The organism is Collinsella aerofaciens, assembly GCF_039062365.1.
GTDB lineage: Bacteria > Actinomycetota > Coriobacteriia > Coriobacteriales > Coriobacteriaceae > Collinsella.
In genome coordinates this window covers 53,612-79,866 of the sequence record NZ_JBCJBI010000009.1, presented here as the reverse complement: position 1 = coordinate 79,866, position 26,255 = coordinate 53,612, and the positions used below count along the sequence as shown (strand labels likewise).

Genomic DNA, 26,255 nt, shown 5'->3' with positions numbered 1-26,255 from the left:
GTCCCCTTAATCAACAGAACCCAAATAGGTCATATAACAATCCAATAAAACTCTGGCCGCAGCATCAATTTCAAATACCCGCAAACCGGCATCGTCACCAGGCGCGAAGACCTTTGTGCTCAACTCAATTAGCCTTTCGGCCCACTTTATACAGGAGCTAGAAAGTGATTCAAATTGCATCATGGTTGTAACAGCAGTCTCAGAGGTAACGGCATCAGACGCAAGAATGGGTGTATGCGATGCCTGGCATTCGACTCCGACCATTGGAAGACCTTCATACAGGCTCGGCAGGCAGAAAACATCAAATGCTCGATATAAAGATGCAGTGTCGCTTCTAGTGCCCAAAAACCGAACAGAATGGCTAATCCCCAGACAATCAGCTTGGTCCTTAATCTGTTCAACTAACGGACCAAAACCTACCAAAACTAAAACTGCATCATTGCGAATCTTTAAAACCTGATCGAATACCTTAAGCAAATATGAGTGATTCTTCTGCTCTGTAAAACGACCAATGTGCCCAATTAGAAGCTGTCCGTCAGCAACACCAAGCGATCGCCGCATCCTTAGGCGATCCTCATCATCTGGCGCGAAAACAGACAAGTCAACAGCATTACGCATGACTTCATATTGAGAACTCGATCCAAATAACCATTCACCAGCGAATTTGCTACATGCAAAACGGTGTGTCGGATACCGATTTGATTGCGTTTTCAGCACTGCCTTCAGGGCATTCTTGGCATACTCACCCTTACCACTCGTAGAATGGCTATGGGCGATACGCACGGGGACGCCCGCCTTCTTCGCGGCACGAAGTGGAAAGACCGAAAGCGCGTTGATGTGACTGTGGACAATCTTCCAGCCCTCTTGTTTAAAGAGGCGCTGAAGCTCTCGCTGATATTCAACAACGTGCTGATAGGGCGGAATCTCAAAGACCCTGCCACCGAGCGATTCGATTTCTTCACGGGGAACAAGCGTCGAATCGGAATCAACAAGAAAGTCAAACTGCACTTTACCGCGATCGATGTGGCGATAGTAATTCATAACGACAGCTTCGACGCCGCCGCCAACCATCTTGCCAACAACCTGAGCCACCCTAACCGGTTCAGTCATTTAGCAAGCACCTCCACCGGTAAAGACCTCAACGACCGTGAGGAGAACAATCTTCAAGTCCGTGATGGGGCCGCGCTTGGCGATGTACTCCAAATCACGGCGGACCATGCCGTCGAAGTCGGTGTCGTTGCGATCGGTCACCTGCCACCAGCCGGTGATGCCGGGCTTAACGGACAGTCGCTGCAGGTCGTACTCGGTGTATTCCGCCACTTCGTTGGGCAGCGGCGGGCGCGGGCCCACGACAGACATCTGGCCCAGGAACACGTTCAGGAACTGCGGGAACTCGTCGATGGAGTGCTTGCGAATGAACTTGCCGATCTTGGTGACGCGGGGGTCATCCCTCATCTTGAACATAGCGCCAGCGATCTCGTTCTGCCCCTTGAGCTCGGCGAGGCGCTCGTCGGCGTCCTTGTACATGGATCGGAACTTCCACATGCGGAAGGTGGACAGGCTGCCGTCGCGGTGGGTCTGGCCCACTCGGATCTGGCTGTAGAACGGGTTGCCCTCGCTCTCCAGGCGGATGGCCGCGGCGAGCACCAGGCTGGGCACCGCGATGATGGCCAGCACGCAGCCGCTGAACACGATGTCAAAGGCGCGCTTAACGGCGCGGTAGGCCAGGCGCGAACGATCCCAGTCCATGATGGATTGCATAGCCTTATATCGACCGGCGCCTTCACGTTGGTCCATGGCCTGAGCAATCAGCGCTGCCCCTACTTGCGCATTGCTCTCTGTCACTTCTTTATTAGCAGTCACGATAAAACTTACGTCCCTGTCCCCAGGAACCCCCCCCCGTCTATGAATTCAAAAAACGAATGATTTGCCGCTGCAACGTCTCCCTTACGTTTTGCTGGGCACGTCGAGCGGAAGTAACTCCCTAAAACTGGAATCGCCCTCGCCCACATCCACCAGGCACCAGCGCTTATGACGGTCGATCTTCTTTACGCGGGCCTCTTGCCCCACCAAGGGACCCTGCTCTATGTGCAACACGCCGTCTTCTATGCGCGCAACGCTGTTGCGCACCACGCCGTCGTCGTCAAGCACGCTGCGGTACCAGTCCTGCGCATCGTCCGGCATGGGCATATACGCCCGCTCCCTGCTACCGGCGATACGACAGCCAAAGCTCAACTGGGCCAAAGCCTTGTCAAGCGCGGCTGCATCGTGCGTGGCGACGAAGAAGTATTCCTTGTACATAGGTTTGGTTTGGAGCGACCATGCGCCGTCCCGCTTAAACCAGAACTCCTTTTGCATCACAAAAGCGTCCTGCATAAGGTTGTGCGGGATAATGCGGCGGACCTTTTCGCAGGTCTCGCGCTCTTTACCATTGGGGGTGTGAACCAAATACCAGCGGACGCGGCCATGCTGGCTGTTGGTGGTGACGCCGTTAAATGCGCCCGGCAGCTGCTCTTGGCGCCGTGCCGTCTGTTCCATGTTCTCGCCCCCTCTTTTGGCTTTGCGATGCACGCAAATGCAGGGGCGTTTAGAACAGGCTTCTCGCTCGCAGCTAGGCGCAGTCGCAAAAGTACAGGTTTTTGTAGAGGGGTATGGAGATGTACCTACTAGCAGTACATTTTGCGTAATCTGGGCAAACGCTGATTAATTGCTCGTATAATGTCGTCTGTCGAAAGATACAAAAACCTGTACCTTTTTGTGCAACAAAAAAAGCCGCTCAACCAGCGGCTTTTCTTATTTTGGCATGAAAAAAGGCGACCGCCCTATATGGACGGTCGCCTTTGTTAATTGTTGTGAAGCTTGCCTTAGGCGCGGGTCTTGATCTCCTCGGTCACCTTCGCAACAAACTCGTCAACGCTCATCTGAACGGTCTCGTTGGAGCGATCGCGGACGGAGATGTTGCCGGCCTCGACCTCCTTCTCGCCCAGAATGAGCATGTAGGGCACGCGGTCGATGCTGCGGGCCTCGCGGATCTTGTAGCCGATCTTCTCGTCGCGGTCGTCGCAGACCACGCGAATGCCGGCCTCCTCCAGCTTGGCGCACACCTCGTGGGCGTAGTCGCGGCTCTTCTCGGAGACGGGAAGCGCCTTGACCTGCACGGGAGCCAGCCAGGTGGGGAACTTGCCCGCAAAGTGCTCAATCAGAATACCGATGAAGCGCTCGATGGAGCCAAAGCACACGCGGTGCAGCATAATGGGGCGCTTCTTGGTGCCGTCGGCGTCCACGTACTCCAGGTCAAAGTTGAGCGGCATCTGGAAGTCGAGCTGTACGGTACCGCACTGCCAGGTACGGCCGAGCGAGTCCTCCAGGTGGAAGTCGATCTTGGGGCCATAGAAGGCGCCGTCGCCCTCGTTGACCTCATAGTCCATGCCCAGCTTCTCCAGAGCGGTGCGCAGGCCCTCCTCGGCGCGAGCCCAGTCCTCATCGGAGCCCATGGAGTCCTCGGGGCGGGTGGAAAGCTCTACATGGTACTTAAAGCCAAACTTCTGGTACACGGAGTCGATGAGGTTGACCACGCCCACGATCTCGTCGGTCAGCTGGTCGGGACGCACAAACAGGTGGGCGTCGTCCTGGTTAAAGCAGCGCACGCGGAACAGGCCGTGAAGGGCGCCGCGCAGCTCGTGGCGGTGCACCAGGCCAATCTCGCCGGCGCGGATGGGCAGCTCGCGATAGGAGTGCGGCTTGGAGGCGTACACCAGCACGCCGCCCGGGCAGTTCATGGGCTTAATGCAGTACTCTTCGTCGTCGATGACGGTGGAGTACATGTTGTCCTTGTAGTGGTCCCAGTGGCCCGAGGTCTTCCACAGCTGCTTGTTCATAATGAGCGGCGTGGAGATCTCCACGTAGCCGGCCTTGTGGTGAATCTCGCGCCAGTAGTCCAGCAGCGTGTTCTTAAGGATCATGCCGTTGGGCAGGAAGAACGGGAAGCCGGGGGCCTCGTCGCGCATCATAAAGAGGTCCATCTCGCGGCCGATCTTGCGGTGGTCGCGCTTCTTGGCCTCCTCCAGCATATGCATGTGCTCGTCGAGCTCTTCCTTGGTGGCAAAGGCGACGCCGTTGATGCGGGTGAGCATCTTGTTGTCCTTGTCGCCCTTCCAGTAGGCGCCCGAGACGCCGGTGAGCTTAAAGGCCTTGAGGGCCTTGGTGTAGCAGATGTGGGGGCCGACGCACATGTCGATGTAGTCGCCCTGCTGGTAGAAGGTGATGCGGGCGTCGTCGTCCAGGTCGCCGATATGCTCGACCTTGTACTTCTCGCCGCGCTCCTCCATAAGGGCGATGGCCTCGGCGCGGGGCTTCTCAAAGACGGTGAACTTGAGGTTCTCCTTGACGATCTTTTTCATCTCGGCCTCGATCGCGGGGAAGTCGTCCTCGCTGATCTTGACGCCCTCGGGCAGGTCGACGTCGTAATAGAAGCCGTTGTCGGTCGCGGGGCCGTAAGCAAAGTCGGCCTCGGGGTACAGGCGCTTGATGGCCTGTGCCATGATGTGCGCGGCGGAGTGGCGGATGACGTGCGTGACCTCGTCCTGCGGGAGCTCGGCCACCGAACCGTCATTGTAGAGTGCCTTCATGGGTATGTTTTCTCCTCTCGGATGCCTGATGCAAGTGCGTGCGATGCGCTCGGCGTTTTAACTTGCATCATTATAGGCAGGTTGCCTTGGTATACAAGCGCCCGCCGCACCTTAATGGCACGACGGGCGATTTTCTACGCATGCTTCATCGTGTGGGGCGGGGTGTGGGTCGCGCGTAGCTTGCGGCGTGCCCGTGGCTTGCACGGGACGCGCGGTGCCCGTGGCTTGCAGCCGGCCCGGCGATGGATGCGTTACTGGATGCGAGTTCGGCAGTAGGGGCAGACCTTCCAGTGCGCATCGAGCGGGCGATGGCAGCTGGGGCACACGTTGCGAACCTGGGTATCGCACACCGGGCAGACGACGAAGTCTTTCTCGATGGGCGCGCCGCACTGCGGGCAGGTGCCGTACTGGGCAAGCTGGCGCTCGCGCAGGGCCATGTCCAGCTCCTGCTCCTCGCGGTCGGCCGCGTAGGAGTGCGGGCGCAGGACCAGGTAGGCGATAAGGCCTACAAACGGGATAAGGGCGATGATGCCCCATGCCACGTAGGCGCTGGCGCCGCGGCGGCGAGCGTCGATGAACACATAGACGACCGACAGCACATACAGGGCGATGATAAAGCCAACGAAGGCATAGACGACGCCCATAAGCTGCGGCGACATGAGCTCGGAGATGTACTTGGACATTACGGGTACCTTTCGGAATATTAACAGTCCGGTCAAGTTTACCACGGGGTTTGTTTATATGGGACCACGGCTAGGGGCGGGGCCGCCGCGGACACAAACATCTCAATCTGTAACAGTTGGGAGCGGAATCCGGGTCTAGATGTTACAGATTTAGACGAATGGGTGCGCCGTCAGACTAACGTCCCAATCTGTAACATCTGGAGCCCAAATCCTCGTCTAACTGTTACAGATCGAGACATTCAAAATCCGCCGGAAGGTTTGTCTTGATCTGTAACATCTAGAACCCAAATCATCAGCTAACTGTTACAGATTGAGACAAAGGAAAACATCCAGGCCGAACGTCTCAATCTGTAACAGATACTCGGCAAAAACAGGTCTAACTGTTACAGAATTAGACATTCGAAATCGACTGATAGGTTCATCTAAATCTGTAACATCTAGACCCCAAAACAGTCCCCAGATGTTACAGATCGAGACGAACGGTTGCCGAAGTTGTCGACAGACGAGGTTGTCGACGTTACCGGGTCTCCCCTCGTCTGCCGTTGGCGGGTGTTGCGGGGCTGTTCGCCGCATTGCCGCTGCGCCGGAGGTGTGTAGACCGTAGGATAGTCTTATTGACGGCCTGTCAACTAGTCTGGGAGGCACTGTGGCAGAAACGTTTGATATCGCGATTGTCGGCGCGGGCATCACCGGATGCGCCATCGCGCGGCAGCTCGCGCGCTATGACCTGTCCATTTGCGTGGTCGAGGCGGCCAACGACATTGCGCTGGGAGCGTCGAAGGCCAACGGCGGCCTGGTGCACGCCGGCTACGATCCGGCACCGGGCACGGTAAAGGCGCAGGTCAACGCGCGTGGTTGCGAGCTATATGGCACGTGGGCCCAGGAGCTAGGCTTTTTGTTCCGCCGTACCGGGTCGATGGTACTGGGGTTTAGCGACGAAGACCGCGCACACCTGGAGAAGCTGCGCCAGAATGGCCTGGCCAACGGCGTGCCCGAGCTGTCGATTATCGGCCCCGACCACATCCGCGAGCTGGAACCGCGCGCGAGCGCCAAGGCAACGAGCGCGCTGTGGTGCCCCTCGACTGGGTTTGTCGACCCGTTTGAGGTTGCCATCGCCGCGCTGGAAAACGCCGTGGCCAACGGGGTGACGTTTATGCGGTCCGCTCCGGTGGAAGCGATTGAAGTCGCGGGCTCGGGCGACGACGCGCGCTTTACGCTGGCGACCCCCACTGGCAACGTGCGCTGCTGCTACCTGATCAACGCCGCAGGCAACGGAGCCGCGGACATCTCGCACATGGCCGGCGCCGAGGAGTTTCAGATGGTCTGGCGCCAGGGCAACATCGTGGTGCTGGACAAGGAGCCACGCACGCTCATGCCGCTCTACCCCGTGCCGACGCCGGTGTCCAAGGGTGTTATCGTCACGGGCACCGTACACGGCAACACCGTGATTACCGCGACGGCTGCCGTGCGCGAGCCGGACGACACGCAGACCTATACGAGCGATGTGAACGCGCTGCTGACCGGCGCGCGCAAGCTGGTGCCCGATCTGGATACGCGCCGCGTGGTGCGCGCATTTGCCGGCGGGCGCCCTGTCATTCAGGGTACGAACGACTTCTTTATTGGGCAGTCAGCCGTGGTGCCGGGTCTTTTCCAGGCGGCGGGCATTCAGTCGCCGGGCGTGGCGAGCGCGCCGGCCATTGCCGAGCGCATGGAGCAGGTACTGCGCGACGCCGGCGTGGCCCTGCGCGAACGTGCCGATTGGGACCCGATCCGCCATGCGCCGGACGACTTTGACCGCGCGCCGCTTGCGCGCAAGGAGGAGCTCATCGAGTCCGATCCTACGTGGGGACAGATTGTCTGCCGCTGCGAGACGGTGCCCGAGGCCGAGATCGTGGCCGCGATCCGACGCCGCCCAGGCGCGGTTTCGGTCGAGGGCGTCAAGCGCCGCTGTCGTGCCGGCATGGGTCGGTGCCAGAGTGGTTTTTGCCAGAGCCGCGTGGTTGCGATCCTTGCTCGCGAGTTGGGCTGCGACCCCAGCGACGTGCTGTTGGAGGATGCCGGATCTTGGCTGGTTAAGGGACCGCTGAAGGGGGTGCGCTAGGATGGCGGAATTCAAATCGAGCGCGATTGATTGCGGCATCGCAGAAGCCGTACAAACGCAAGTCTTCGACGTGGTCGTTATCGGCGGCGGACCCGCCGGCATGGCGGCCGCGCTGGCCGCGCATAAGGCAGGCGCACGCGTGGCCATCGTGGAGCGCGAGCAGCACCTGGGCGGAATACTCCGCCAGTGCATCCACCCCGGCTTTGGCCTGTCGCACTTTAAACAGGAGCTCACCGGTCCCGAGTACGCGCAGCGCTTTATCGACCAGGTGCACGCAACCGACATTGCGCTGTTCTTGGGCAGCATGGTGCTTGGGATCGATTCAGGCGAGGGCGCGGAAACCGCCGCGTTCCGTACCGTCACGCTCATGAGCCGTGCCGGCATGCTGCAGCTCACCGGACGCGCGGTCGTCCTTGCCATGGGTTGCCGCGAGCGCACCCGCAGCGAGATCAAGATCCCCGGCAGCCGCCCCGCCGGCGTGTTTACGGCCGGCCTGGCGCAGCGATACATCAATATCGAGAACCTCAAGCCTGGCTCGCGCGCCGTCATTTTGGGATCGGGCGATATCGGGCTTATCATGGCACGTCGCTGTACGCTCGAGGGGATTTCCGTCGAGGGCGTGTACGAGCTCATGCCATACGCCAACGGTCTGCGCCGCAACGTCAAGAACTGCCTGGACGACTTTGGCATTCCGCTGCACCTGTCCACCACCGTCACACGCGTAATCGGGTACGACCGCGTGGAAGCCGTCGAGGTGAGCCAAGTCGACGAGCGCCTGGCGCCCATTGCCGGGACGGAGCGCATCGTTCCGTGCGACACGCTGCTGCTTTCGGTGGGCTTGATTCCCGAGAACGAGCTTTCGGTGGGCGCGGGCGTTGAACTTGACCCGCGCACGCGTGGCGCCGTGGTTGACCAGAGCCTGCAAACGGGCGTGCCGGGCATCTTTGCCTGCGGCAACGTGCTGCACGTGCACGACCTGGCCGACAACGTGACGACCGAGTCCGAGCGTGCCGGTGCGGCTGCGGCGGCGTACGCGTTGGGTGGCAGCGCGGATGTCAAGACGAACACGGGCTGTCAGCTCACGGTCTCCCCCACCGGCATTGCGGGCTACGCACTGCCGGGACGCATTACGGCTGTGGCACTCACCAAACTCAACTTCCGTGTGCGTCGACCGGTCGACGCCGCCCGTGTGCGCATTCTGGCAGGCGACGAAGAACTGTTTGCAGGCAAGGTCCGCCCGTTTAAACCGAGCGTAATGGAAAGCTTCCCGCTGCCGGCAAAGGCAATCCAGCGCGCACTCGACCTGGGTGCCAGCGAAATTGTCCTGTCCGTCGATCCCGTTGAGGAGGCGTAAGGCCATGAACATAAACGCGATCGAAACACTGCAGTTCAACTGCACAACCTGCCCATCCGAATGCCTCCTGACCGTGGAGGTGGAGCGCGACACGAACGGCAACGTGATAGAGGTACGCTCCGTAACCGGCAACAACTGCCCGCGCGGCGATAAGTTCGCGCATCAGGAGCTCACCCGCCCCATGCGCGTGCTCACCACCACCGTGGCCGTATCCGGCGGCGACGAAGCCCTGCTCCCCGTGCGCACCGCCGAAGCCATCCCGCTAGAACTCCACGCCCAAGCCGTGGCCCTCATCCGCGGCCTGGTCGTCAACGCCCCCATACGCATGGGCGACATCGTGCTGAAGAACCTCCTAGACACCAACATCAACCTAATCGCCAGCATGGACATCGACCGAGCCCAAGTAGCTAATTAGGGACGAGACTCTTTTAGCTACCCCGCCATCCACCCCGCCCCTCCTCAATTGCGGTGAAATAGTTCCTGATTTCCGCCAAACCCCGGCATCCGGGAACTATTCCACCGCAACTATCTTTGGAATTGGTATTTAGCCTGTGCCTACTTTAGTGCCATTTCAAAACTATGCCGGATTACGAGGCTAATTCGGAGACCCCCATCCATACCGGCAATTTTCGATTTTTGATAAGCCGTCTACCTGCGGTTTTAATTTCGCGATTTTTCCCATGGTCAAGTAATACAGGTCCAGCCCCGTAATCCGCCATACTTTTGAAACCAGCCCATTTGGAACGGCCCTCTTTTAGCTACTTTTGTCTGCGCGCATGCCAGACTGGCCATGCCAAGGGGTGTCCCGAAGTGCCGGCATAAAAGGAACGTCCCCATGTGCCGGGCTTGGGATACCATGGTGGCAACCTAGCGAAAGGACGATGTATGGCACATGTCGATGACCAGCGTGTGGCGCGCGTGCTCGATGCGCTCGAGGCCCAGCACCCCGGCGCGCAGCTGCTTGTGAATGACCCGTGGTCGATCTACTATCTGACCGGCTTTTATGCCGATATGTTCGAGCGTTTTTGCGGCGTGCTGCTCGCACGCGGTAACGAGCCCGTGATCTTGGTCAACGCGCTGCATCAACTGCCCGAGTACGACAATGCCCGTGTTGCCTACCACACCGACACCGACGTCGTAACCGATGCCATCGCGAGTGAGATCGACCCGACCAAACCGCTCGGCATCGATACCGTCATGCGCTCCGGCTTCTTGATGCCCCTCATGGAGCGCCATGCCGCAAGCGAATTCTTCCTGGGCGATTATGCAGTCACCGCCGCACGCACCCACAAAGACGCCACCGAGCAGGAACTCATGCGCATGTCCTCGGCCGCCAACGACGCCGTGATGGCCGATGCGATCAAGCTCGTCCACGAGGGTGTGACGGAGCGCGAGATTGCCGACCAGATGCTCGGCCTGTATCGCAAGCACGGCTGCGAGGGCTTTAGCTTTCCGCCCATCGTGAGCTTTGGCGCCAACGCCGGCGACCCGCACCACGAGCCCGACGACACCATACTCAAGCGCGGCGACGTGGTGCTGTTCGACATTGGCGGACGCCGCTGCAACTACTGCTCGGACATGACACGCACATTCTTTTGGGGCGAGCCGGACGAGGAGACGGCGCGCATCTGCGACATCGTTCGCCGCGCCAACGAGGCCGCCGAAGAACTCATCGCACCGGGCGTTCGTATGTGCGACCTAGACCGTGCCGCGCGCGATGTGATTGAGGATGCGGGCTATGGACAGTACTTTACGCACCGCCTGGGGCACTCAATCGGCCTGCAAGACCACGAGCCGGGCGACGTCTCGCTCGTCAACGAGCAGGTCGTCGAGCCGGGCATGACGTTCTCCATCGAGCCGGGCATCTACCTCCCCGGCCGCACCGGCGTCCGCATCGAGGACCTAGCCCTAGTTACCGAGACCGGCGTCGAGATTCTAAACGCCTACCCCCACGATCCGGTCCGTCTAGACTAGCCAATGTGACAAAGGGACAGCCCCTTTGTCACATTGCGATTACGTCGCGCCACGAAAACGGGCCATCTACTACGTTTAACCCGCATGGGTCAACCATGCGGGTCTTTTTTAAAAACCAGCAAGCCGTCTACCTGCGGTTTTGATTTCACGATTTTCCGTGTGGTCGAGGGTAACCGGTCAAACGTAGTAAATAGGCCGATTTCGTGTCAAGCGAGTCAACTCGGGGCACAGGACAGCCAAAAAAGCACCGTCCCAAATTGACTGTTTTTGAGTTGCGGTGGAATAGTTCCTGGATGGGCCGCTAAAAACTGAAACAGGAACTATTTCACCGCAACTGATGAGGGGATGGGTTAACGCAGCAGGCCGGCTACTTCGCCGGCTAGGGTAATGGTGCCGGCGGCTACGAAAGGCTCGCCGGCGGCATCGAGGGCCGCGAGGGCCTCGGACACACTCGGATATACGCCCGTGAGCTTATCGGCATCAACGAGGACGGCGAGCTCCTCTGCCGGCAGGGCGCGGTCGGAATCGGTCTGGGTCACGACGACGCGGGGGAACGCCGGAACCAAAACGTCGACGATGCCCGCCACGTCCTTGTCTGCCAGCGCGGCGCACAGCAGCGTGGGGCGATTCTCCACGCACGGATCGATCTCGTCCAGCGCGCTCACAAAGTTCTCGCAGCTCTGAGGGTTATGGCAGGCGTCGATCAGCTTGAGCGGTTCAGTTCCCAGCACGTCAAAACGACCCGGTGTGGGGCAGCCCATAAGCGAAGCGTCGAGCGCATCGTGGTCGAGCTCGCGGCCCAGATAGCCCTCGCACAGCATAATCGCGCACGCAGCATTCTGCGGCTGATACGCCGGCTTAACCATGCTCGACGTATAGATGGCACGCGGCGTAGTGCAGCTAAACTCCACTGTATCGCCCACGTGAGCCGGAACCTTGGTCGTGGCATGGTTCACCACCAGCGGCACAATGCCGCACTCGCGGCAGCGAGCATCCATTACGCGCTGAACGCTCGCCTCGTGCGTGCCCTCGCCCAGCACAACCAAGCGCCCGGGTTTGATGACCGCGGCCTTCTCCCCCGCAATGGCCTCGAGCGTATCGCCCAAAATGCGTGTGTGATCGAGTCCGATGCCCGTAATGGCGACGGCGACGGGATCGGCCGCACTTGTGGCGTCCCAACGCCCGCCCATGCCAACCTCGAGCACAGCAACGTCCACCGCAGCCTCGGCAAACACCACCAGTGCGGCAGCCGTCAGCAGGTCAAACGGTGTGATGGTATAGGCGAGCTCCCCCGCCGCCACACGGCGCGCATTCACGCGATGTCCCGCCTCAACAGCAGCAGAAACGCCACGGGCAAAGGCCTCGTCGCTCACAACGCGACCGCCAACCTCCATGCGCTCGGGATAGCGAACAAGCTGCGGCGACGTATACAGCGCGGTCTTGAGCCCCTCGCCGCGAAGAATGGCAGCCGAAAAACGCGTAGTCGAAGTCTTGCCATTGGTACCGGCAACCTGAATGCAATCGAAATACTCATCCGGACGACCAAGCTCATCGAGCATATCGACAACCGTCTCGAGCAGAGGACCAGCATCCCCAGAAATCCGCCCCGTATCAGCAGCAAGCCCCACAGCCTCATCAAACGAAAGCAGCTCAAACGAGAACGGCACAGAATACGACCCCGAACGCTTAGGCATAAACCAAAGTCCCCTCAACATAAAAAGAGGCCCGAATCAACAACGAGCCCCTCCCATACAAAATATCAGCCAAACACCGCTTTGCAGCGACCTCAAGGCCACAACCAAGTGGCCCCACCAGGCAGCGGACGCCTCCGTAACCGCCATGGGAGCGGTTTGGGGCTTTGCTCGATACAAGTTCCGCACGAGCCGAAGGCCACTTAATGTGGCCTTCGTGCGAGCAGGACTGTTCGCAGTAGCGAGCAATGCCCCAAACCGCGTCCCTCAGTTACGCCTACGAGAAGTCAGCAACCTGCGAGTTCAGCGCCGCCAGGATCTCCTTGAGCTCAGCTGCACGGTCCCTCTTCTTCTGGACCACCGCGGGCGCGGCCTTAGCCACAAAGCCCTCGTTGGCGAGCGTCTTCTCGCAGCCGGCAAGCTCCTTCTGGGCAGCGGCGATCTCCTTCTCCAGGCGTGCCTTCTCGGCCGAAAGGTCGACCTTGCCCTCGAGCACCACAAAGACCTCGACGCCGCTGTCGACCACGGCAATGCTCGCAGCCGGCTTCTCAACATCGGTGCCCATGACCAGCGAGGAGGTGTTGGCCAGCGGCTCGATGGTCGAGCGCAGGCTCTCGAGCTTCTCGACGTCCTCGGCACCGGCGCGCACGACCACGTCGAGCTCGGCCTTGGGGCTCAAGCGGTAACGCGAACGCGTGGCGCGGGCGGCGGAAACGACGGCGCGGCACAACTCAAACGCGCGCTCGGCGTCCTCGTCGACATACTTAGCGTAGTCGGCGGGCTCGGGCCACTTGGCGATCATGAGCGCCTCGGCGCGGTCCACGTTGCCCTCGGCGTCCAGATCGAGCACGCTCGCCGGCATGTTGTCCCAGATTTCCTCGGTAACAAACGGCATGAGCGGATGCATCAGGCGAATGGAGGTGTCGAGCACAAAGATCAGGTTGCGCTGGGCCTGCAGACGGCCCTCGCCCTTCAGGCGGGCCTTGGTGACCTCGACATACCAGTCGCAGACCTCGTTCCAGAAGAACTGCTGAACGCCGCGGGCCATATCGCCAAAGGTGTAGTTCTCAATACCCTCGGTGACCATCTTCACGGCCTTGGCCAGGCGGCTGAACATCCAGGCGTCGGCCGGCGTCTCAACGACGGGCTCGCCGGGCGTGTAGCCCTCCATGTTCATGAGCAAGAAGCGGCTGGCGTTCCAGATCTTGGTCACAAACGACTTGGCCTGCTCGGTGCGCGGGCTGTCGATGAGCTTCTTGGTCTTCTTGTCGATGTTCGCGTCGAACTTGACGTCCTGGTTGGTGGTGCACAGCGTGAGCAGGTTGTAGCGCATGGCGTCGGCACCGTACATGCCAATGAGGTCCATGGGATCGACGCCGTTGCCCTTGGACTTGGACATGCGGCTGCCGTCCTTGGCCAGAATCGTCGGGTAGATGACGACATCCTTAAACGGGACCTCGTCCAAGAAATACAGCGAGCTCATGACCATGCGGGCGACCCACAGCGCGATGATGTCGCGCGCGGTGACCAGCGCCGTCGTGGGGTGATGGCCCTCGAGCAGCTCCGGCTTTTGCGGCCAGCCCTGCGTGGCGAAGGTCCACAGCTGCGAGCTAAACCAGGTATCCAGCACGTTCTCGTCCTGGTGCACGTGATGGCCGCCGCACTTGGGGCACACGTCGGTGTCCTCGGTGAGGGCGTCCTCCCAACCGCAGTCCTCGCAGTAGAACACGGGAATGCGGTGGCCCCACCACAGCTGACGGCTGATGCACCAGTCCTTAAGATTCTCCATCCAGGTGGTGTAGGTCTGCGTCCAACGCGCGGGGTGGAAGGTGACCTTGCCGGAGTTGACAGCGTCGAGCGCCGGCCCTTTGAGCTTGTCGACGGCGACGAACCACTGCTCGGACAGCCACGGCTCAAGCGCGGCGTCGCAGCGGTAGCAGTGCATGACGGAGTGATCGAGGTCCTCGACGTGATCGAGCAGGTCGTGCTCCTCAAACCACTTGATGACGGCCTCGCGGCACTCGTCGCGGTTCATGCCGGTGAACTCGCCATAGCCCTCGACGACCACCGCATGCTCATCGAAGATATTGATCTGCGGCAGGTCGTGGGCCTGACCCATGGCGTAATCGTTGGGGTCATGGGCCGGGGTGACCTTGACAAAGCCGGAGCCAAAGTTGGCATCGACGTGCCAATCCTCAAAGATGGGGATCTCACGGTTGACGATCGGCAGCATGACGGTCTTACCCACAAACGCTGCCTTCTCGGGATCCTTCGGGGAGACGGCGACGCCCGTGTCGCCGAGCATGGTCTCGGGACGCGTGGTGGCGACGACGATGTAGTCCTGGCCGTTGACCGGCTCGGTCAGCGGGTAGCGCAGGTGCCACAGGTGGCCCTTCTCGTCCTTGTACTCGGCCTCGTCGTCCGAGATGGCGGTGGTGCAGTTGGGGCACCAGTTGACGATGCGCTTGCCGCGATAAATCAGGCCGTCGTGGTACCAGTCGCAGAAGACCTTACGCACGGCCTGGGCGTAGTCCTCGTCCATGGTGAAGCGCTCGTTATCAAAGTCGACGGAGCAGCCCATACGCTTGATCTGCTCGACGATGATGCCGCCGTACTCGTGGGTCCAATCCCAGCAGGCGTCGACAAACTTGTCGCGACCGATCTCCAGGCGGCTGATGCCCTCGCTCTTGAGCTTCTTGTCGACCTTGGTCTGCGTGGCGATACCGGCGTGATCGGTACCGAGCACCCAGCGCGTGGACTTGCCGCGCATGCGGGCCATACGGATGATGGCATCCTGGATGGAGTCGTCGGTGGCGTGACCCATGTGGAGCTTGCCGGTCACGTTGGGAGGCGGAATGGTAACGGTGCAGTCGCCCACGCCCTCACGGCGCTTGTAGTAGCCGCCGTCGAGCCACTTCTGCAGGATCGCCGGCTCGTTGGTCGACGGATCGTAGTTCTTGGGCATTTCTTCCATATATCTCTCCCTGTCCCGCCGGGGAGGAATGTAGGCCCGCCAGGGTCTGCATTCCTCCCCTTAGGTATCGATTACTTCAGTCTGATATGACTTCGCTGAGGCTTAAACAAACACACAGAATAACACAGGTAGTTGGGGTTATTGCGCATATATAAAATAGCCTCCGACCGCGAGTGGTCGGAGGCTATTTGCAAACACGTTTTAGGCAGGTCTAGCCGTAGATGCGTTGGGGCTGTTCTTCGCCCTTGACGGCGGCTTCGGTTACGATGACCTTGGTGACGCCCTCCTCGCTGGGGAGGTCGAACATCGTCTGCTGCAGCACGTCCTCGCAGATGGAGCGCAGGCCGCGGGCACCGGTCTTGCGGGCAAGCGCCATGCGGGCGATCTCGTGCAGGGCGGCGTCCTCAAACTCAAGCTCAACGTCCTCGAGCTGGAACATCTTGCGGTACTGACGCACCACAGCGTTCTTGGGCTCGGTCAGGATCGACACCAAGTCGTCCTCGTCGAGCGCCTGCGTCTGGGTGACGACAGGCGTACGTCCCACGAACTCGGGGATCATGCCAAAGGCGTTGAGGTCCTGCGGGAGCACCTGACGCAGCAGGTCGTTCTCGTCGACCGAGGTGGGGCCGGCGATCTCGGAGTTAAAGCCCACGCCTTTGTTGCCCACGCGGTCGGCGATGATCTTGTCCAGACCCACAAAGGCACCGCCGCAGATAAACAGGATGTTGGTCGTGTCGATCTGCAGCAGCTCCTGCTGGGGGTGCTTGCGGCCGCCGGTGGGCGGAACGCTTGCCACCGTGCCCTCAAGGATCTTAAGCAGCGCCTGCTGAACGCCCTCGCCCGAAACATCGCGGGTAATGGAGAGGTTCTCGGCCTTGCGAGCGATCTTGTCGATCTCATCGACATAGATGATGCCCACCTGCGCGCGCTCAATGTCGCCATCGGCGGCGTTGATGAGCTTGAGCAGGATGTTCTCCACGTCCTCGCCCACGTAGCCGGCCTCGGTGAGCGCGGTGGCGTCGGCGATGGCAAACGGCACCTCGAGAATGCGCGCGAGCGTCTGGGCGAGCAGGGTCTTACCGGTACCGGTGGGACCGAGCAGCAAAATATTGGACTTGGCGAGCTCCACCTCGTCCATATCATCGCCGAGCTGCGAGTCCAAACCGTCGTCAAAGGCCGAAAGCGCAGCGCCGCCCTCGATTACACGGCGGTAATGGTTGTACACGGCAACCGACATGGCGCGCTTGGCGTCTTCCTGGCCCATAACATAGGCCGAAAGCTCGTCATAGATCTCGTGCGGCGTCGGCACGTGCGTGATGACCTGGCGGGCATCGTCCTCGAGCTCAAATCCCTCGGACTCGGGGTCCACGGCGGGCTGGGATGCAGCCTGGCCGTGATCGTTGAGGAAGCCCGGCAGCTTGCCGTTGCGGGCTGCGTCCATAAAGTCCGAAGCCAGCGACTCCTCCAAGATCTCGGAGCAGGCGGCAACGCACTCGTCGCAGATAAAGATGTTGGTCGGACCCTTAACAAGGCGACGAACCTGCCCCTGCTCTTTTCCGCAGAAGGAGCAGCGGATGGGGTTGCCGTTCTCGTCGAAGTTGTCCTGCATGTTACCGGCCATCCTAGGCGTCCTTCGCGGCAAGGTCGCGCGAGGTGACGATACGGTCGATCAGACCGTAGTCGAGGGCCTCGGCGGCCGTGAGGTAGTTGTCGCGCTCGGTATCGGCCTGGACCTTCTCGATAGGCTGGCCCGAGGCGTCGGACAGGATCTGGTTGAGCTCGCGGCGGGTCTTCTTAATCTCCTCGGCCACGATCTCAATCTCGGTCTGCTGGCCCTGGGCACCGCCGCTGGGCTGGTGAATCATGACCTTGGAATGCGGCAGGCAGAAGCGCTTCCTCTTGGCGCCGGCCGAAAGCAGCACGGCGGCCATAGACGCGGCCATACCGACGCAGATGGTGGAGACCTGCGGCTTAATGAAGTTCATAGTGTCAAGAATCGCCAGGCCGGAATAGACCTCGCCACCGGGCGAATTGATGTAGAGCGAGATATCCTTCTCGGCATCCTGGCTCTCAAGATGCAGCAGCTGGGCAACGACCAGGTTGGCGCTGACGGAGTTGATCTCCTCGCCCAAGAAGATGATGCGGTCGTTGAGCAGGCGCGAATAGATATCGTAGCTGCGCTCGCCGCGCGGCGTCTGCTCGATAACGTATGGCACGAGGGCGGAATCGAACTTAGCGATCATACGCATCTCCATTTCTCTCTTGCGGACCAAATTGGTTCTAGATAAACGTACGGTGCCCGCATGCTATGCATTGGCTGGCACCGTACGAAGCAACCGGATAACCGGTGTATAACTTTACCCCATCACGGGCGCACCCATGCGCTCGCGGGCAAGGTGGCGAGAATTACTCGGCGTCCTTGGCGGTCTCGTCGACCTCGGTCACCTTGGCGTTCTCGACCAGGTGATCGACGGCCTTGGAGCGACGGATGGACTCGCGGACGGCAGGCATGCGGCCATCGGCGATGAACTCGGCCTTGGAAGCCTCGACGTCCTTGACGCCAGCCTTCTCGAACTCGGCGTTGATGTCGTCCTCGGTGACCTCGATCTTGAGCTCACGGGCGAGAGCGTCGAGCGCCAGGGACTCACGGGCAACGTCGTTGGCCTGCTTGTGCAGGTCGCCGATGAACTGCTCCATGGTCAGGCCGGAAGCGGGCAGCCAGGTGTCCAGCGTCATGCCGCGGGCAGCGAGGTTGGACAGGAAGTTCTGGCCAAGCTCCTCAAAGACGGACTGCTCGTAGTCAGCGTCCATCTCGTCGAGCTGCAGACGCTCGGCGAGAGCGGAGACGCAACGGTTCTCCTTCTCGGCCGGGAGGCGGGAAGCCTTGTCCTGCTCGATTTCGATCTTGATGGCGTCGCGCATAGCGTCGATGCTGTCGAAGCCAAAGTCGGACTTGACGAGCTCGTCGGTGAGCTCGGGGGTGTTGCGGACCTTGATGCCCTTGACGGTGACCTCGACGGTGTGAGTCTCGGCCTCCTCGCCCTCCTCGGCCTCGTCGGTCCAGGTGACGGACTTGACGTCGTCAACGTTAGCGCCGATCAGGGCCTCGTTGAACTCCTTGGGGTTGCTGTCGCTACCGGCGATGAGCATGCGGCCCTCGGCGGCGAAGTTGTCGGCGTTCTCGACGGCCTTGAGGTCGACGGTCACATAGTCGTCAGCCTCGACGGCGCGACCCTCGACGTCCTCGAAGGTGGCACGGTAGTTGAGGAGCATCTCGACCTGGTTGTTAATCTCGGACTCGGTGACCTCCGCAGGAGGCATCTCGATCTCGACGGCGTCGAAGGAGGAGAGCTCAGCAGCAGGACGCAGGGAGAACTCGACGGTGTAGGTGTAGTCCTCGTGATCCTTGGCGAGGTCGAGCTCCTTGTAGTCACCGTTCTTGGTGGGGACGATGTCCAGCTCGTTGAGGACGGCGGGCTCGTTGGCGGCGATCAGGTCGTTGGTGGCCTGAGCGAGGGTAGCCTCGGCGCCAAGAGCGGAGTCGATGACCGGACGGGGGGCCTTGCCGGCACGGAAGCCCGGGAAGCGGTACTTCTTGGCGGTGTCCTTGTAAGCCTTCTTGATCGCGGCGTCGACGTCGGCGGCCGGGATGGTGACCGTAGCGGTGAGCTTGGCGTCCTTGACGTCAGAAGCGGTGATGTTCAACACGTTCCTCCTCATACTGCCCAGCTTATCTGAGGTGCTGGTACCTTTATGCAACAAAGAGTCGCGACGGCCGAAGCCGACGCAGATGCGTTGGTGCGGGCGAAAGGACTCGAACCTTCACGGGAATCCCACCAGAACCTAAATCTGGCGCGTCTACCAATTCCGCCACGCCCGCATGAGCGCACAGACTAGGAATGATAGCAGATACGAACGGCAAGCGCACGCACACCTTTTACAAGCTCACGACCTCACCACGAGTGCAAAAGGCGGGACGAGTTGCCCCACCCCGCCAATTACGACTTGTTCGCTGACCTGTTACTCCCCCAGCAGGGCCTTCTCGGGCGTGATCGGCAGCGAGCGCACCTGGTGGCCGGTGGCGTGTGCCACGGCCGAGGCCACGGCGGCGAGCGGCGTGTTGATGACGACCTCGCCGATCGACTTGGCACCAAACGGGCCCGTCGGCTCGTAGCTCGGCTCAAAGGCCACGCGAATGCTGCCGATATCCAGGCGCGTGGGCAACTTGTAGCTCATAAAGTTGCCGGTGCGCAGGCGGCCGCGGTCGTCGTGCTCGACGATCTCGTAGAGCGCGTGACCGATGCCTTGGGCAATGCCGCCCTCGGCCTGGACGCGCGCGAGCGCCTCGTTGATCACGGTGCCGCAGTCAACGGCAGCGGCGTAATCCACCACGGTCACCTTGCCAGTGGCCTTGTCGACCTCTACCTCGGCAATACCAGCCATAAACGGCGGGGGCGAAACGGGCAGGCAGGCAGAGGCGTGCGAGGTGAGCGCGTCGCCGCCCGCGATGTTCTTGACACACAGGTTGGCAAAGTCGCGCAGCGTGAGGTAGCGGTTCTGCTCGCGCGCGGCACGCTCGTCGGACAGGCGCACGTACTGGCCATCAAAGACCACGTCGGCGGCGTCCACATCCCACATCTGGGCGGCCTTGGCGCAAATCTTCTCGCGCAGCTCGGTCGCGGCGTTCTTGGCGGCAAGGCCCGTCACGTAGGTACCAGAGCTCGCGTACGAGCCGGCGTCGAACGGCGACACATCGGTGTCTACGCCGCGCACCACGATCTGCGAGCTCTCCACGCCCAGCTCCTCGGCAGCAATCTGCGCCAGAATCGTATCGACGCCCATGCCGTTATCGGTGGCGCCGGTGCCGATGGTAATGAAACCGTCCTCTTCCAGGCGCATGTCGATGCCGGCGATGTCCACGTTGGAGATGCCCGAGCCCTGCATGGTGAGCGCGCAGCCCAGGGCGCGCACGCGATCGCCCAGATCCACGGCCAGCGGCTTGTCGCGCCAGCCGATCATGTCCATCGCTCGCAGCAGGCAGCGGTCGAGTGCGCAGGCGTTAAGCTTCTCGTTGTAGTACTGCGGCATGGTCTCGCCCTCGCGAACCATGTTCTTAAGGCGCAGGTCGGCGGGGTCCATGTGCAGCATGTCGGCGAGCTCATTGACGGCGCTCTCCACGGCAAACTGGCCCTGGGTGGCACCGTAGCCGCGATAAGCGCCGCCGCGGTTGGTGTTGGTGTAGACGGCGTCCCACCTAAAGCGGCTCGCCTTCACGTGGTTGTAGATGGGCAGGCTCTTGTGGCCCGACAGGCCAATCGTCGTGGTAGCGTGCTCGCCGTACGCGCCGGCGTTGGACAACGTATGCAGGTCGATCGCCGTGATGGTGCCATCGTTCATGGCGCCCAGCTTGACGGTCATCTGCATCTGGTGACGCGAGTTGCCCGCGGTGATGGTCTCCTCGCGGGTGTAGCAGCAGTAGCTCGGACGGCCGGTCTGCTGGGTGACGAACGCCACGAAGATCTCGCAGCAGCCCGTCTGCTTGGAGCCAAAGCCGCCACCGATGCGCGGCTTGATGACCTGCACCTGCGACTGCGGAATGTCGAGCGACTGCGCGACCATGCGACGCACGTGGAAGGGCACCTGCGTGGAGGTGGTCACCGAGATGCGGCCGAACGCGTCGGTCGTCGCGAAGGCGCGGAAGGTCTCCATGGGCGCAGTCTGCGTGGCCTGGCTGGTGTAGGTGCGCTCAAAGACGATGTCGCTCTGGGCGAAGGCCTCGTCCAGATCGCCATAATCGCTGGTACCGCTGCACACCAGGTTGCGCGGGACATCGCCGCCCTGCGGGAACATAAAGGTCACGTCGCCCTCGGGGTGAATCACGATGTCGTTATCGAGTGCCTGGGTAAAGTCGAGCAGCGGTTCGAGCACCTCGTAGTCGACCTTGATGAGCTTGAGCGCCTTGTCGGCGGCCTCCTCGGTCTCGGCGGCGACAATCGCCACTTCCTCGTTTTGATAGCGCACGAGGTTCTCGAGGATCAGGCGGTCGTAGGGACTCGGCTGCGGATAGCTCTGGCCGGCGATGGTAAAGCGGCGCTTGGGCACGTCCTCGTAGGTGTAGACGCCCACGACACCGGGCACCTTCAGCGCGCGCGAGGTGTCGATGGAACGGATCTTAGCGCGGGCATACGGGCTGCGCTTGAGTTTGACAATGAGCGCGCCGGCGGGAACCATATCGCCCGTGTAGACGGGACGGCCCTCGAGCAGAGCCTTCGAGTCCTTCTTGGGCTGTTTGTGAGTAATCTGCTTGTACGCAACACCGTCGGAGCTCGTGTCGTTGACCGGCAGCTCGGGCATCTCAAAGCCCACCCGTACGCCAGACTCGTTGAGGAAGCGAACGATGGCGCGCAGCTGGCTCTCGTAGCCGCTGCAACGGCACAGGTTGCCGGCGAGCTGGCGCGAGAGCTCCTCGCGCGTGGCGACGAGACTCGGGTCCTCCTTGGCGGCGCGGGCGAGCGCCAGCACGTTCATGATGAGGCCGGGGGCGCAAAAACCGCACTGCTCGGCGCCTTCGGCGGCCATCGCACGGGCAAGCGCCTCGGACTCGGCCTTGAGGCCCTCGAGTGTGGTGATGGAGCGGCCCTCGACGCGCGCGGCGGGAACCGAGCAGCTCAGCACCGGATCGCCATCGAGCCACACCGTGCACAGGCCGCAGTTGGTGGTCTCGCAGGCGCAGCGCACCGACGCGCAACCCTGCTCGCGCAAAAGCGCAAAGAGCATGGTGTCGGGGGCAATCTGGACCTTGACCTTGCGGCCGTTGAGCGTAAAGGAAAGATCGATGAGTTTGGCAGCCATTAGCGCACCTCGCTAGAATCGACGCCGGGCACGCGGCGGCAGGAATACTCGTCCGTGGCAAACTTGGGGACCTGCACGGTCTCGAGCTCGCGGGCAAGCGCGGCCGAAAGCTCGATGCCGGCGGCGCGACGCACGGCCTGGACGGCGAGCGGTGCCGAGATGCGGCGGCGGTAGTCGGCCGAGCCCCACAGGTTGGTGCCGTAGCTCAGCGCGCGTACGGACGCGGCCAGGGCGCGCAGCTCGTTTTCGCAAGGACGCTCATTCACCAGGCCGCACGCCTCGCCCTGCAGCAGGGTCGCGCGCAGCGGACGGGCGCCCACGGTGACGTGCCAGGTGTTGTCCCACCAGGCGGCGGTGACGTTCAGCGAGGGGAAGTCGGTAGCGGCCTTGCGTACGGCCTCGTAGCTCGCGCGGTAATCGTGTTTGATGACCACGATGTGCTCGATAACGTCGCGCACGTAGCCCATATCGACGAACTCGGCGAGCGGCACGCGGCCGGCCCCCGTCAGCTCAACATAGGAATCGAGCGCGAGGAAGGCGGAGAGAACGTCCGAGAAGCCAAAGCGGCCGTAGATGCTGCCGCCAACCGTGGCGGTATTGCGCAGCTGCACGCCCACGATGTCGTGGACGGCGAACTCAAAGACATGGTTGACAAGCGCGTTGAGCCCGGCATGACGCTCGAGCTGGCGCAGGGTGCACATGGCACCGATGCGAAACTCGGTCTCGGTCTCCTCGATCTGATCGAGTCCGCAGGCCGAAAGGTCAATCGCCGTCGCCACACGACGCGAACCCAGGCGCATCCAGATGCCGCCGCCCACAATCTTGTTGTTGCGGTTCTTCTGCAAGAGCTCATAGGCTTCGGCCGCGTTTCCAACACGGACGTAGGTACCGAACTTGAGCACGTTCTCCCCCATCTCTCCACTTGTCCAGTACCTTTAAGTGTACCAAACGAGGGGGCACAGCTCGTGTCGGGACAAAATGAACCGTTTTCCTCCGTCGCGTGCGGATCAAAAAGGCTCCCAGCCAAGATGACTGGGAGCCTTCTGCGATGCTATATCGAGCGAAGATTTAGCAGACGCCCTGAGCGAGCATAGCGTCGGCGACCTTCAGGAAGCCGGCGATGTTGGCGCCCATGACGAAGTTGCCCTCCTCGCCGTACTCCTTGGCGGTGTCGTCTACGTTGTGGAACATGCCGCGCATGAGCTGCTCGAGCTTGCCGTCGACCTCCTCGAAGGTCCAGGACAGGTGCTCGGCGTTCTGGCTCATCTCCAGGCCGGACACGAGCACGCCGCCGGCGTTGGCAGCCTTACCGGGCATAAAGGCGACGCCGTTCTCCTGGAAGTAGGTCGTGGCCTCGATGGTCGTGGGCATGTTCGCGCCCTCGCCGACCACCTTGCAGCCGTTGGCGACGAGTGCCTGGGCGTCCTCGAGCAGCAGCGTGTTCTCGCGAGCGCAGGGCAGCGCGATGTCGCAGGGAAGCTGCCACACGCCGCGGCCGTCGCCCTCGTGCCACACGGCGTTGGGCTTCTCGTCAACGTACATAGCGAGCGTAACACCCTTGTCGTGGCCAGAGCGCTTCTTATTGTAGATGTGCTCGAGCACGGTGTAGTCGATGCCGTCGGGATCCTCGACCCAGCCGTGGGTATCGGAGCAGGCCAGCACCTTGCCGCCGAGCTGGGAGACCTTCTGGACTGCGTAGATGGCGACGTTACCGGAGCCGTGAACGACGACGCTCTTGCCCTCGAAGGAGTCGCCGCGGCTCTTTAGGTACTCGTCCACAAAGTAGGCCAGACCGTAGCCGGTGGCCTCGGTACGGGCGAGCGAGCCGCCAAAGGAGAGGCCCTTGCCGGTGAGGACGCCGGTCCACTCGTTGGTCAGGCGCTTGTACTGACCGAACAGGTAGGCAACCTCGCGGCCGCCAACGCCCAGGTCGCCGGCGGGAACGTCGGTGTTGGGGCCGATGTGGCGATAGAGCTCGGTCATAAAGGACTGGCAGAAGTGCATGATCTCGTTGTTGGACTTGCCCTTGGGGTCAAAGTCGGAGCCGCCCTTGCCGCCGCCCATGGGAAGGGTGGTCAGGCTGTTCTTAAGGATCTGCTCCAGGCCCAGGAACTTGAGCATGCCCAGGGTGACCGTCGGGTTAAAGCGCAGGCCGCCCTTGTAGGGTCCAATGGCAGAGTTGAACTCGACGCGGTAGCCGCGGTTGACCTGGACCTTGCCCTGGTCGTCGACCCAGGGGACACGGAACATAACGATGCGCTCGGGCTCGACGAGGCGCTCGAGCAGAGCGGCCTCCTCGTACTCGGGATGGGCGTCGAGCGCCGGCTGGATGGTGCCGAGGATCTCGGTCGCGGCCTGGATGAACTCAGGCTGCTCGGGATAGCGGGCCTTGAGCTCGTCGAGAACTTTCTGCGTGTAGCTCATGCTTCCTCCAATTGATGGAAAAGAAAAGTGTCGTTCGAGGCGCCCCATGCGCCGCGAGCTTTATCGAGTATGGATAATATCGCACTGTTGCGGGAAAGTTTCGCATAAGCCGACGAGCAGATGTTTCGTTTTGATTACGATGCAGGTAGAGGCGTTTTTGAGTGCCTGACGTGCAAAACCCGTGTTTCAAACCTGTTTCGTCCACGTGTTCCAAACCACCACATTGGGGACAGGCACCTTTGTGGTGGTTTTGGTGGTTAGAGGACGAGCTGGTGGTAGTCGGCGGGGGTTATGCGGCCTTCGGTGGCAGCGCGGAAGGCGGCAAGCGCATCGCCCGAGAACGGCATGGCCCAGCACAGGCCGCAACCCGCGGTAATGGAGCCGGGCAAAGGCATAATGCGCCCGGGCACACCGGCATCCAGGCACAGCTGCTCGCATTCCATCACATCGAAGGTGCTGTCAAACGACACAATAATCTTGCGCTCGTGGTCGAGGGCATCACCGGACGGGCCTTCGCGGTGTGCCTCACGATACGCCGCGGCGGCCGCTTCCTCTTCCGCAGTATGTCCACAGCCACCACAGCCGCAGGTGCAAGGCTCGGACCCATCGCAAGTGCAAGGTTCCCCGGTATCGGGGCAAATATCGTGAGACATGGCAACTCCTGTCATCGATGTGTGCAGATCTAGGCGAGTAACTCGGCCGCAGCAAACTCCTCGGGCGTATTGACGTTCTCGAAGCAGAGCGTCGAGCCCGCGGCCTTAACGATCTGCGGCTCATCTATGTAACCAGCCTGAACGCGATTGATCAGGCAGCGAATGCGCTGGCGGTCGCAGGCGAGCAGCTCTTGGGCAACCGGCGCACACGCGTCACGGCGCCAGACGGCGCAAAGCGGCTCAATCCCCCGCTCCTCGCGCGGCACGCACACGTCGAGCGCCTCGGCCTCAACACGATCGGCAAGCGCGCCGATGAGTTCCGGCGAGACGAACGGCATATCGCAGGCGACGATCGCCACGAGCGGCAATCGGGCCGCGGCCAACGAACTCGCGATGCCGCGCATGGCACCCGCCGGTCCTTCAAGGTCCGCCACCACACGCGACACCAGGCCGCCAAACGCGTGCTCCTCAAGATAGGCAAGCTCGCTGGGACGCGAAGTCGTCACGACCAACTCGCCGGCAACTGGCGCCAGCCGACCCAGCACGCGCTCGATGAGCGGCTCGCCGCAAAACGCCATGCGAGCCTTATCGCAGCCCATGCGTGAGGACAACCCGCCCGCCTGGACGACACAAGAAAGATTGGCACGTCTTACGGTAGTCATACGACAAAACACCTCCATCGGCATGCTCGAAACCCGGCACACGAAGCCAAATACCGTCGCCGATAAAGCGGGCGGCACGGCAAACCCGTGCAAAAACAAAACAGCGCCTTTGCGGCACGCAGCAAGACCGCGAGCACAAAAGCGCTGGTAGCGTATGGCGGGAACGTATGTGAATCGAACACATCCAAGACGTTTTGCACGCCTCGCAACGGTTTTGAGGACCGCGGAGCCCACCGGAGCCCATCCGTTCCCAAGTGCG

The 26,255-nt window shown here is 61.5% G+C and carries 19 protein-coding genes and 2 tRNA genes; 4 read left to right on the top strand and 17 right to left on the bottom strand.

The annotated features are described in order from the left end of the window. Nucleotides 1–6 precede the first annotated feature (6 nt). From ABCN01_RS06165 to ABCN01_RS06145, 5 genes are all read right to left on the bottom strand, one after another. Entirely contained in the window at nt 7–1,110 is a 1,104-nt protein-coding gene (locus ABCN01_RS06165; protein WP_342996487.1) for a glycosyltransferase family 1 protein, read from the bottom strand. After that, entirely contained in the window at nt 1,111–1,797 is a 687-nt protein-coding gene (locus ABCN01_RS06160) for a sugar transferase (RefSeq protein WP_342996488.1), read from the bottom strand. A 150-nt stretch (nt 1,798–1,947) separates the two neighbouring features. Beyond that, nucleotides 1,948–2,538 carry a hypothetical protein gene (locus ABCN01_RS06155; protein WP_342996489.1) on the bottom strand — a complete coding sequence of 197 codons (591 nt, stop codon included), beginning with the start codon at nt 2,536–2,538 and terminating at the stop codon, nt 1,948–1,950. Between the two features lie 326 nt (nt 2,539–2,864). Continuing rightward, nucleotides 2,865–4,628, bottom strand: coding sequence for a threonine--tRNA ligase (gene thrS, locus ABCN01_RS06150; protein ID WP_342996491.1), 1,764 nt, complete (start codon nt 4,626–4,628; stop codon nt 2,865–2,867). A 251-nt stretch (nt 4,629–4,879) separates the two neighbouring features. Then, nucleotides 4,880–5,311: a double zinc ribbon domain-containing protein gene (locus ABCN01_RS06145; protein WP_035138069.1), complete on the bottom strand. Its 432-nt coding sequence runs from the start codon at nt 5,309–5,311 to the stop codon at nt 4,880–4,882. 646 nt (nt 5,312–5,957) lie between these two features. On the opposite strand from ABCN01_RS06145, the gene ABCN01_RS06140 reads away from it, so the two are divergent. The 4 genes from ABCN01_RS06140 to ABCN01_RS06125 all read left to right on the top strand — a co-directional run bounded on the left by ABCN01_RS06140 (nt 5,958) and on the right by ABCN01_RS06125 (nt 10,740). Further along, entirely contained in the window at nt 5,958–7,412 is a 1,455-nt protein-coding gene (locus ABCN01_RS06140) for an NAD(P)/FAD-dependent oxidoreductase (RefSeq protein WP_342996492.1), read from the top strand. Nucleotide 7,413: 1 nt separating this feature from the next. After that, nucleotides 7,414–8,766 carry an NAD(P)/FAD-dependent oxidoreductase gene (locus ABCN01_RS06135; protein WP_342996493.1) on the top strand — a complete coding sequence of 451 codons (1,353 nt, stop codon included), beginning with the start codon at nt 7,414–7,416 and terminating at the stop codon, nt 8,764–8,766. Nucleotides 8,767–8,770: 4 nt separating this feature from the next. Further along, nucleotides 8,771–9,181 carry a DUF1667 domain-containing protein gene (locus tag ABCN01_RS06130; RefSeq protein WP_342996494.1) on the top strand — a complete coding sequence of 137 codons (411 nt, stop codon included), beginning with the start codon at nt 8,771–8,773 and terminating at the stop codon, nt 9,179–9,181. 470 nt (nt 9,182–9,651) lie between these two features. Continuing rightward, nucleotides 9,652–10,740, top strand: a complete 1,089-nt coding sequence (locus tag ABCN01_RS06125) for a M24 family metallopeptidase (protein WP_342996495.1) — start codon at nt 9,652–9,654, stop codon at nt 10,738–10,740. Nucleotides 10,741–11,090: 350 nt separating this feature from the next. Here the strand turns inward: ABCN01_RS06125 and ABCN01_RS06120 are convergent, their stop codons facing one another. From ABCN01_RS06120 to ABCN01_RS06065, 12 genes are all read right to left on the bottom strand, one after another. Beyond that, the gene (locus tag ABCN01_RS06120; RefSeq protein ID WP_342996496.1) at nt 11,091–12,434 is read right to left on the bottom strand and encodes a bifunctional folylpolyglutamate synthase/dihydrofolate synthase; all 1,344 of its coding nucleotides are present in this window, start codon (nt 12,432–12,434) and stop codon (nt 11,091–11,093) included. Nucleotides 12,435–12,708: 274 nt separating this feature from the next. After that, a complete protein-coding gene (locus ABCN01_RS06115) occupies nt 12,709–15,405 on the bottom strand; it encodes a valine--tRNA ligase (protein WP_342996497.1) in 2,697 nt (898 codons plus the stop codon). A 211-nt stretch (nt 15,406–15,616) separates the two neighbouring features. Then, nucleotides 15,617–17,026 carry an ATP-dependent Clp protease ATP-binding subunit ClpX gene (clpX, locus tag ABCN01_RS06110; protein WP_342996498.1) on the bottom strand — a complete coding sequence of 470 codons (1,410 nt, stop codon included), beginning with the start codon at nt 17,024–17,026 and terminating at the stop codon, nt 15,617–15,619. A gap of 1 nt (nt 17,027) precedes the next feature. After that, nucleotides 17,028–17,648 (bottom strand): ATP-dependent Clp protease proteolytic subunit, encoded by a 621-nt coding sequence (locus tag ABCN01_RS06105; protein ID WP_342996499.1) that lies wholly within the window; start codon nt 17,646–17,648, stop codon nt 17,028–17,030. A gap of 163 nt (nt 17,649–17,811) precedes the next feature. Further along, the gene (tig, locus tag ABCN01_RS06100) at nt 17,812–19,113 is read right to left on the bottom strand and encodes a trigger factor (RefSeq protein WP_271729728.1); all 1,302 of its coding nucleotides are present in this window, start codon (nt 19,111–19,113) and stop codon (nt 17,812–17,814) included. An 88-nt stretch (nt 19,114–19,201) separates the two neighbouring features. Beyond that, nucleotides 19,202–19,285: transfer RNA gene (locus tag ABCN01_RS06095), tRNA-Leu, on the bottom strand. 140 nt (nt 19,286–19,425) lie between these two features. Further along, complete coding sequence (locus tag ABCN01_RS06090; protein WP_342996500.1) at nt 19,426–22,257, bottom strand: molybdopterin-dependent oxidoreductase; 2,832 nt, start codon at nt 22,255–22,257, stop codon at nt 19,426–19,428. Further along, nucleotides 22,257–23,159: an FAD binding domain-containing protein gene (locus ABCN01_RS06085; protein WP_342996502.1), complete on the bottom strand. Its 903-nt coding sequence runs from the start codon at nt 23,157–23,159 to the stop codon at nt 22,257–22,259. The genes ABCN01_RS06090 and ABCN01_RS06085 overlap by 1 nt, the downstream gene beginning before the upstream one ends. Nucleotides 23,160–23,325: 166 nt before the next feature. Continuing rightward, the gene (gene gdhA, locus ABCN01_RS06080; protein WP_342996503.1) at nt 23,326–24,681 is read right to left on the bottom strand and encodes an NADP-specific glutamate dehydrogenase; all 1,356 of its coding nucleotides are present in this window, start codon (nt 24,679–24,681) and stop codon (nt 23,326–23,328) included. A gap of 257 nt (nt 24,682–24,938) precedes the next feature. Next, on the bottom strand, nt 24,939–25,334 hold the full coding sequence (locus ABCN01_RS06075) for a putative Se/S carrier protein (RefSeq protein ID WP_195193057.1): 396 nt from the start codon (nt 25,332–25,334) through the stop codon (nt 24,939–24,941). A gap of 29 nt (nt 25,335–25,363) precedes the next feature. Continuing rightward, the gene (mobA, locus tag ABCN01_RS06070) at nt 25,364–25,996 is read right to left on the bottom strand and encodes a molybdenum cofactor guanylyltransferase (protein ID WP_342996504.1); all 633 of its coding nucleotides are present in this window, start codon (nt 25,994–25,996) and stop codon (nt 25,364–25,366) included. A 155-nt stretch (nt 25,997–26,151) separates the two neighbouring features. Further along, nucleotides 26,152–26,248: transfer RNA gene (locus tag ABCN01_RS06065), tRNA-Sec, on the bottom strand. Nucleotides 26,249–26,255: the final 7 nt, after the last annotated feature.

Bases quoted from the DNA above. Each gene is read 5' to 3' on its own strand.
- ABCN01_RS06165 (WP_342996487.1), bottom strand. From the start codon at position 1,110: ATGACTGAACCGGTTAGGGTGGCTCAGGTTGTTGGCAAGATGGTTGGC.
- ABCN01_RS06160 (WP_342996488.1), bottom strand. From the start codon at position 1,797: ATGGACCAACGTGAAGGCGCCGGTCGATATAAGGCTATGCAATCCATC.
- ABCN01_RS06155 (WP_342996489.1), bottom strand. From the start codon at position 2,538: ATGGAACAGACGGCACGGCGCCAAGAGCAGCTGCCGGGCGCATTTAAC.
- thrS (WP_342996491.1), bottom strand. From the start codon at position 4,628: ATGAAGGCACTCTACAATGACGGTTCGGTGGCCGAGCTCCCGCAGGAC.
- ABCN01_RS06145 (WP_035138069.1), bottom strand. From the start codon at position 5,311: ATGTCCAAGTACATCTCCGAGCTCATGTCGCCGCAGCTTATGGGCGTC.
- ABCN01_RS06135 (WP_342996493.1), top strand. From the start codon at position 7,414: ATGGCGGAATTCAAATCGAGCGCGATTGATTGCGGCATCGCAGAAGCC.
- ABCN01_RS06130 (WP_342996494.1), top strand. From the start codon at position 8,771: ATGAACATAAACGCGATCGAAACACTGCAGTTCAACTGCACAACCTGC.
- ABCN01_RS06125 (WP_342996495.1), top strand. From the start codon at position 9,652: ATGGCACATGTCGATGACCAGCGTGTGGCGCGCGTGCTCGATGCGCTC.
- ABCN01_RS06120 (WP_342996496.1), bottom strand. From the start codon at position 12,434: ATGCCTAAGCGTTCGGGGTCGTATTCTGTGCCGTTCTCGTTTGAGCTG.
- ABCN01_RS06115 (WP_342996497.1), bottom strand. From the start codon at position 15,405: ATGGAAGAAATGCCCAAGAACTACGATCCGTCGACCAACGAGCCGGCG.
- clpX (WP_342996498.1), bottom strand. From the start codon at position 17,026: ATGGCCGGTAACATGCAGGACAACTTCGACGAGAACGGCAACCCCATC.
- ABCN01_RS06105 (WP_342996499.1), bottom strand. From the start codon at position 17,648: ATGATCGCTAAGTTCGATTCCGCCCTCGTGCCATACGTTATCGAGCAG.
- ABCN01_RS06090 (WP_342996500.1), bottom strand. From the start codon at position 22,257: ATGGCTGCCAAACTCATCGATCTTTCCTTTACGCTCAACGGCCGCAAG.
- gdhA (WP_342996503.1), bottom strand. From the start codon at position 24,681: ATGAGCTACACGCAGAAAGTTCTCGACGAGCTCAAGGCCCGCTATCCC.
- ABCN01_RS06075 (WP_195193057.1), bottom strand. From the start codon at position 25,334: ATGTCTCACGATATTTGCCCCGATACCGGGGAACCTTGCACTTGCGAT.
- mobA (WP_342996504.1), bottom strand. From the start codon at position 25,996: ATGACTACCGTAAGACGTGCCAATCTTTCTTGTGTCGTCCAGGCGGGC.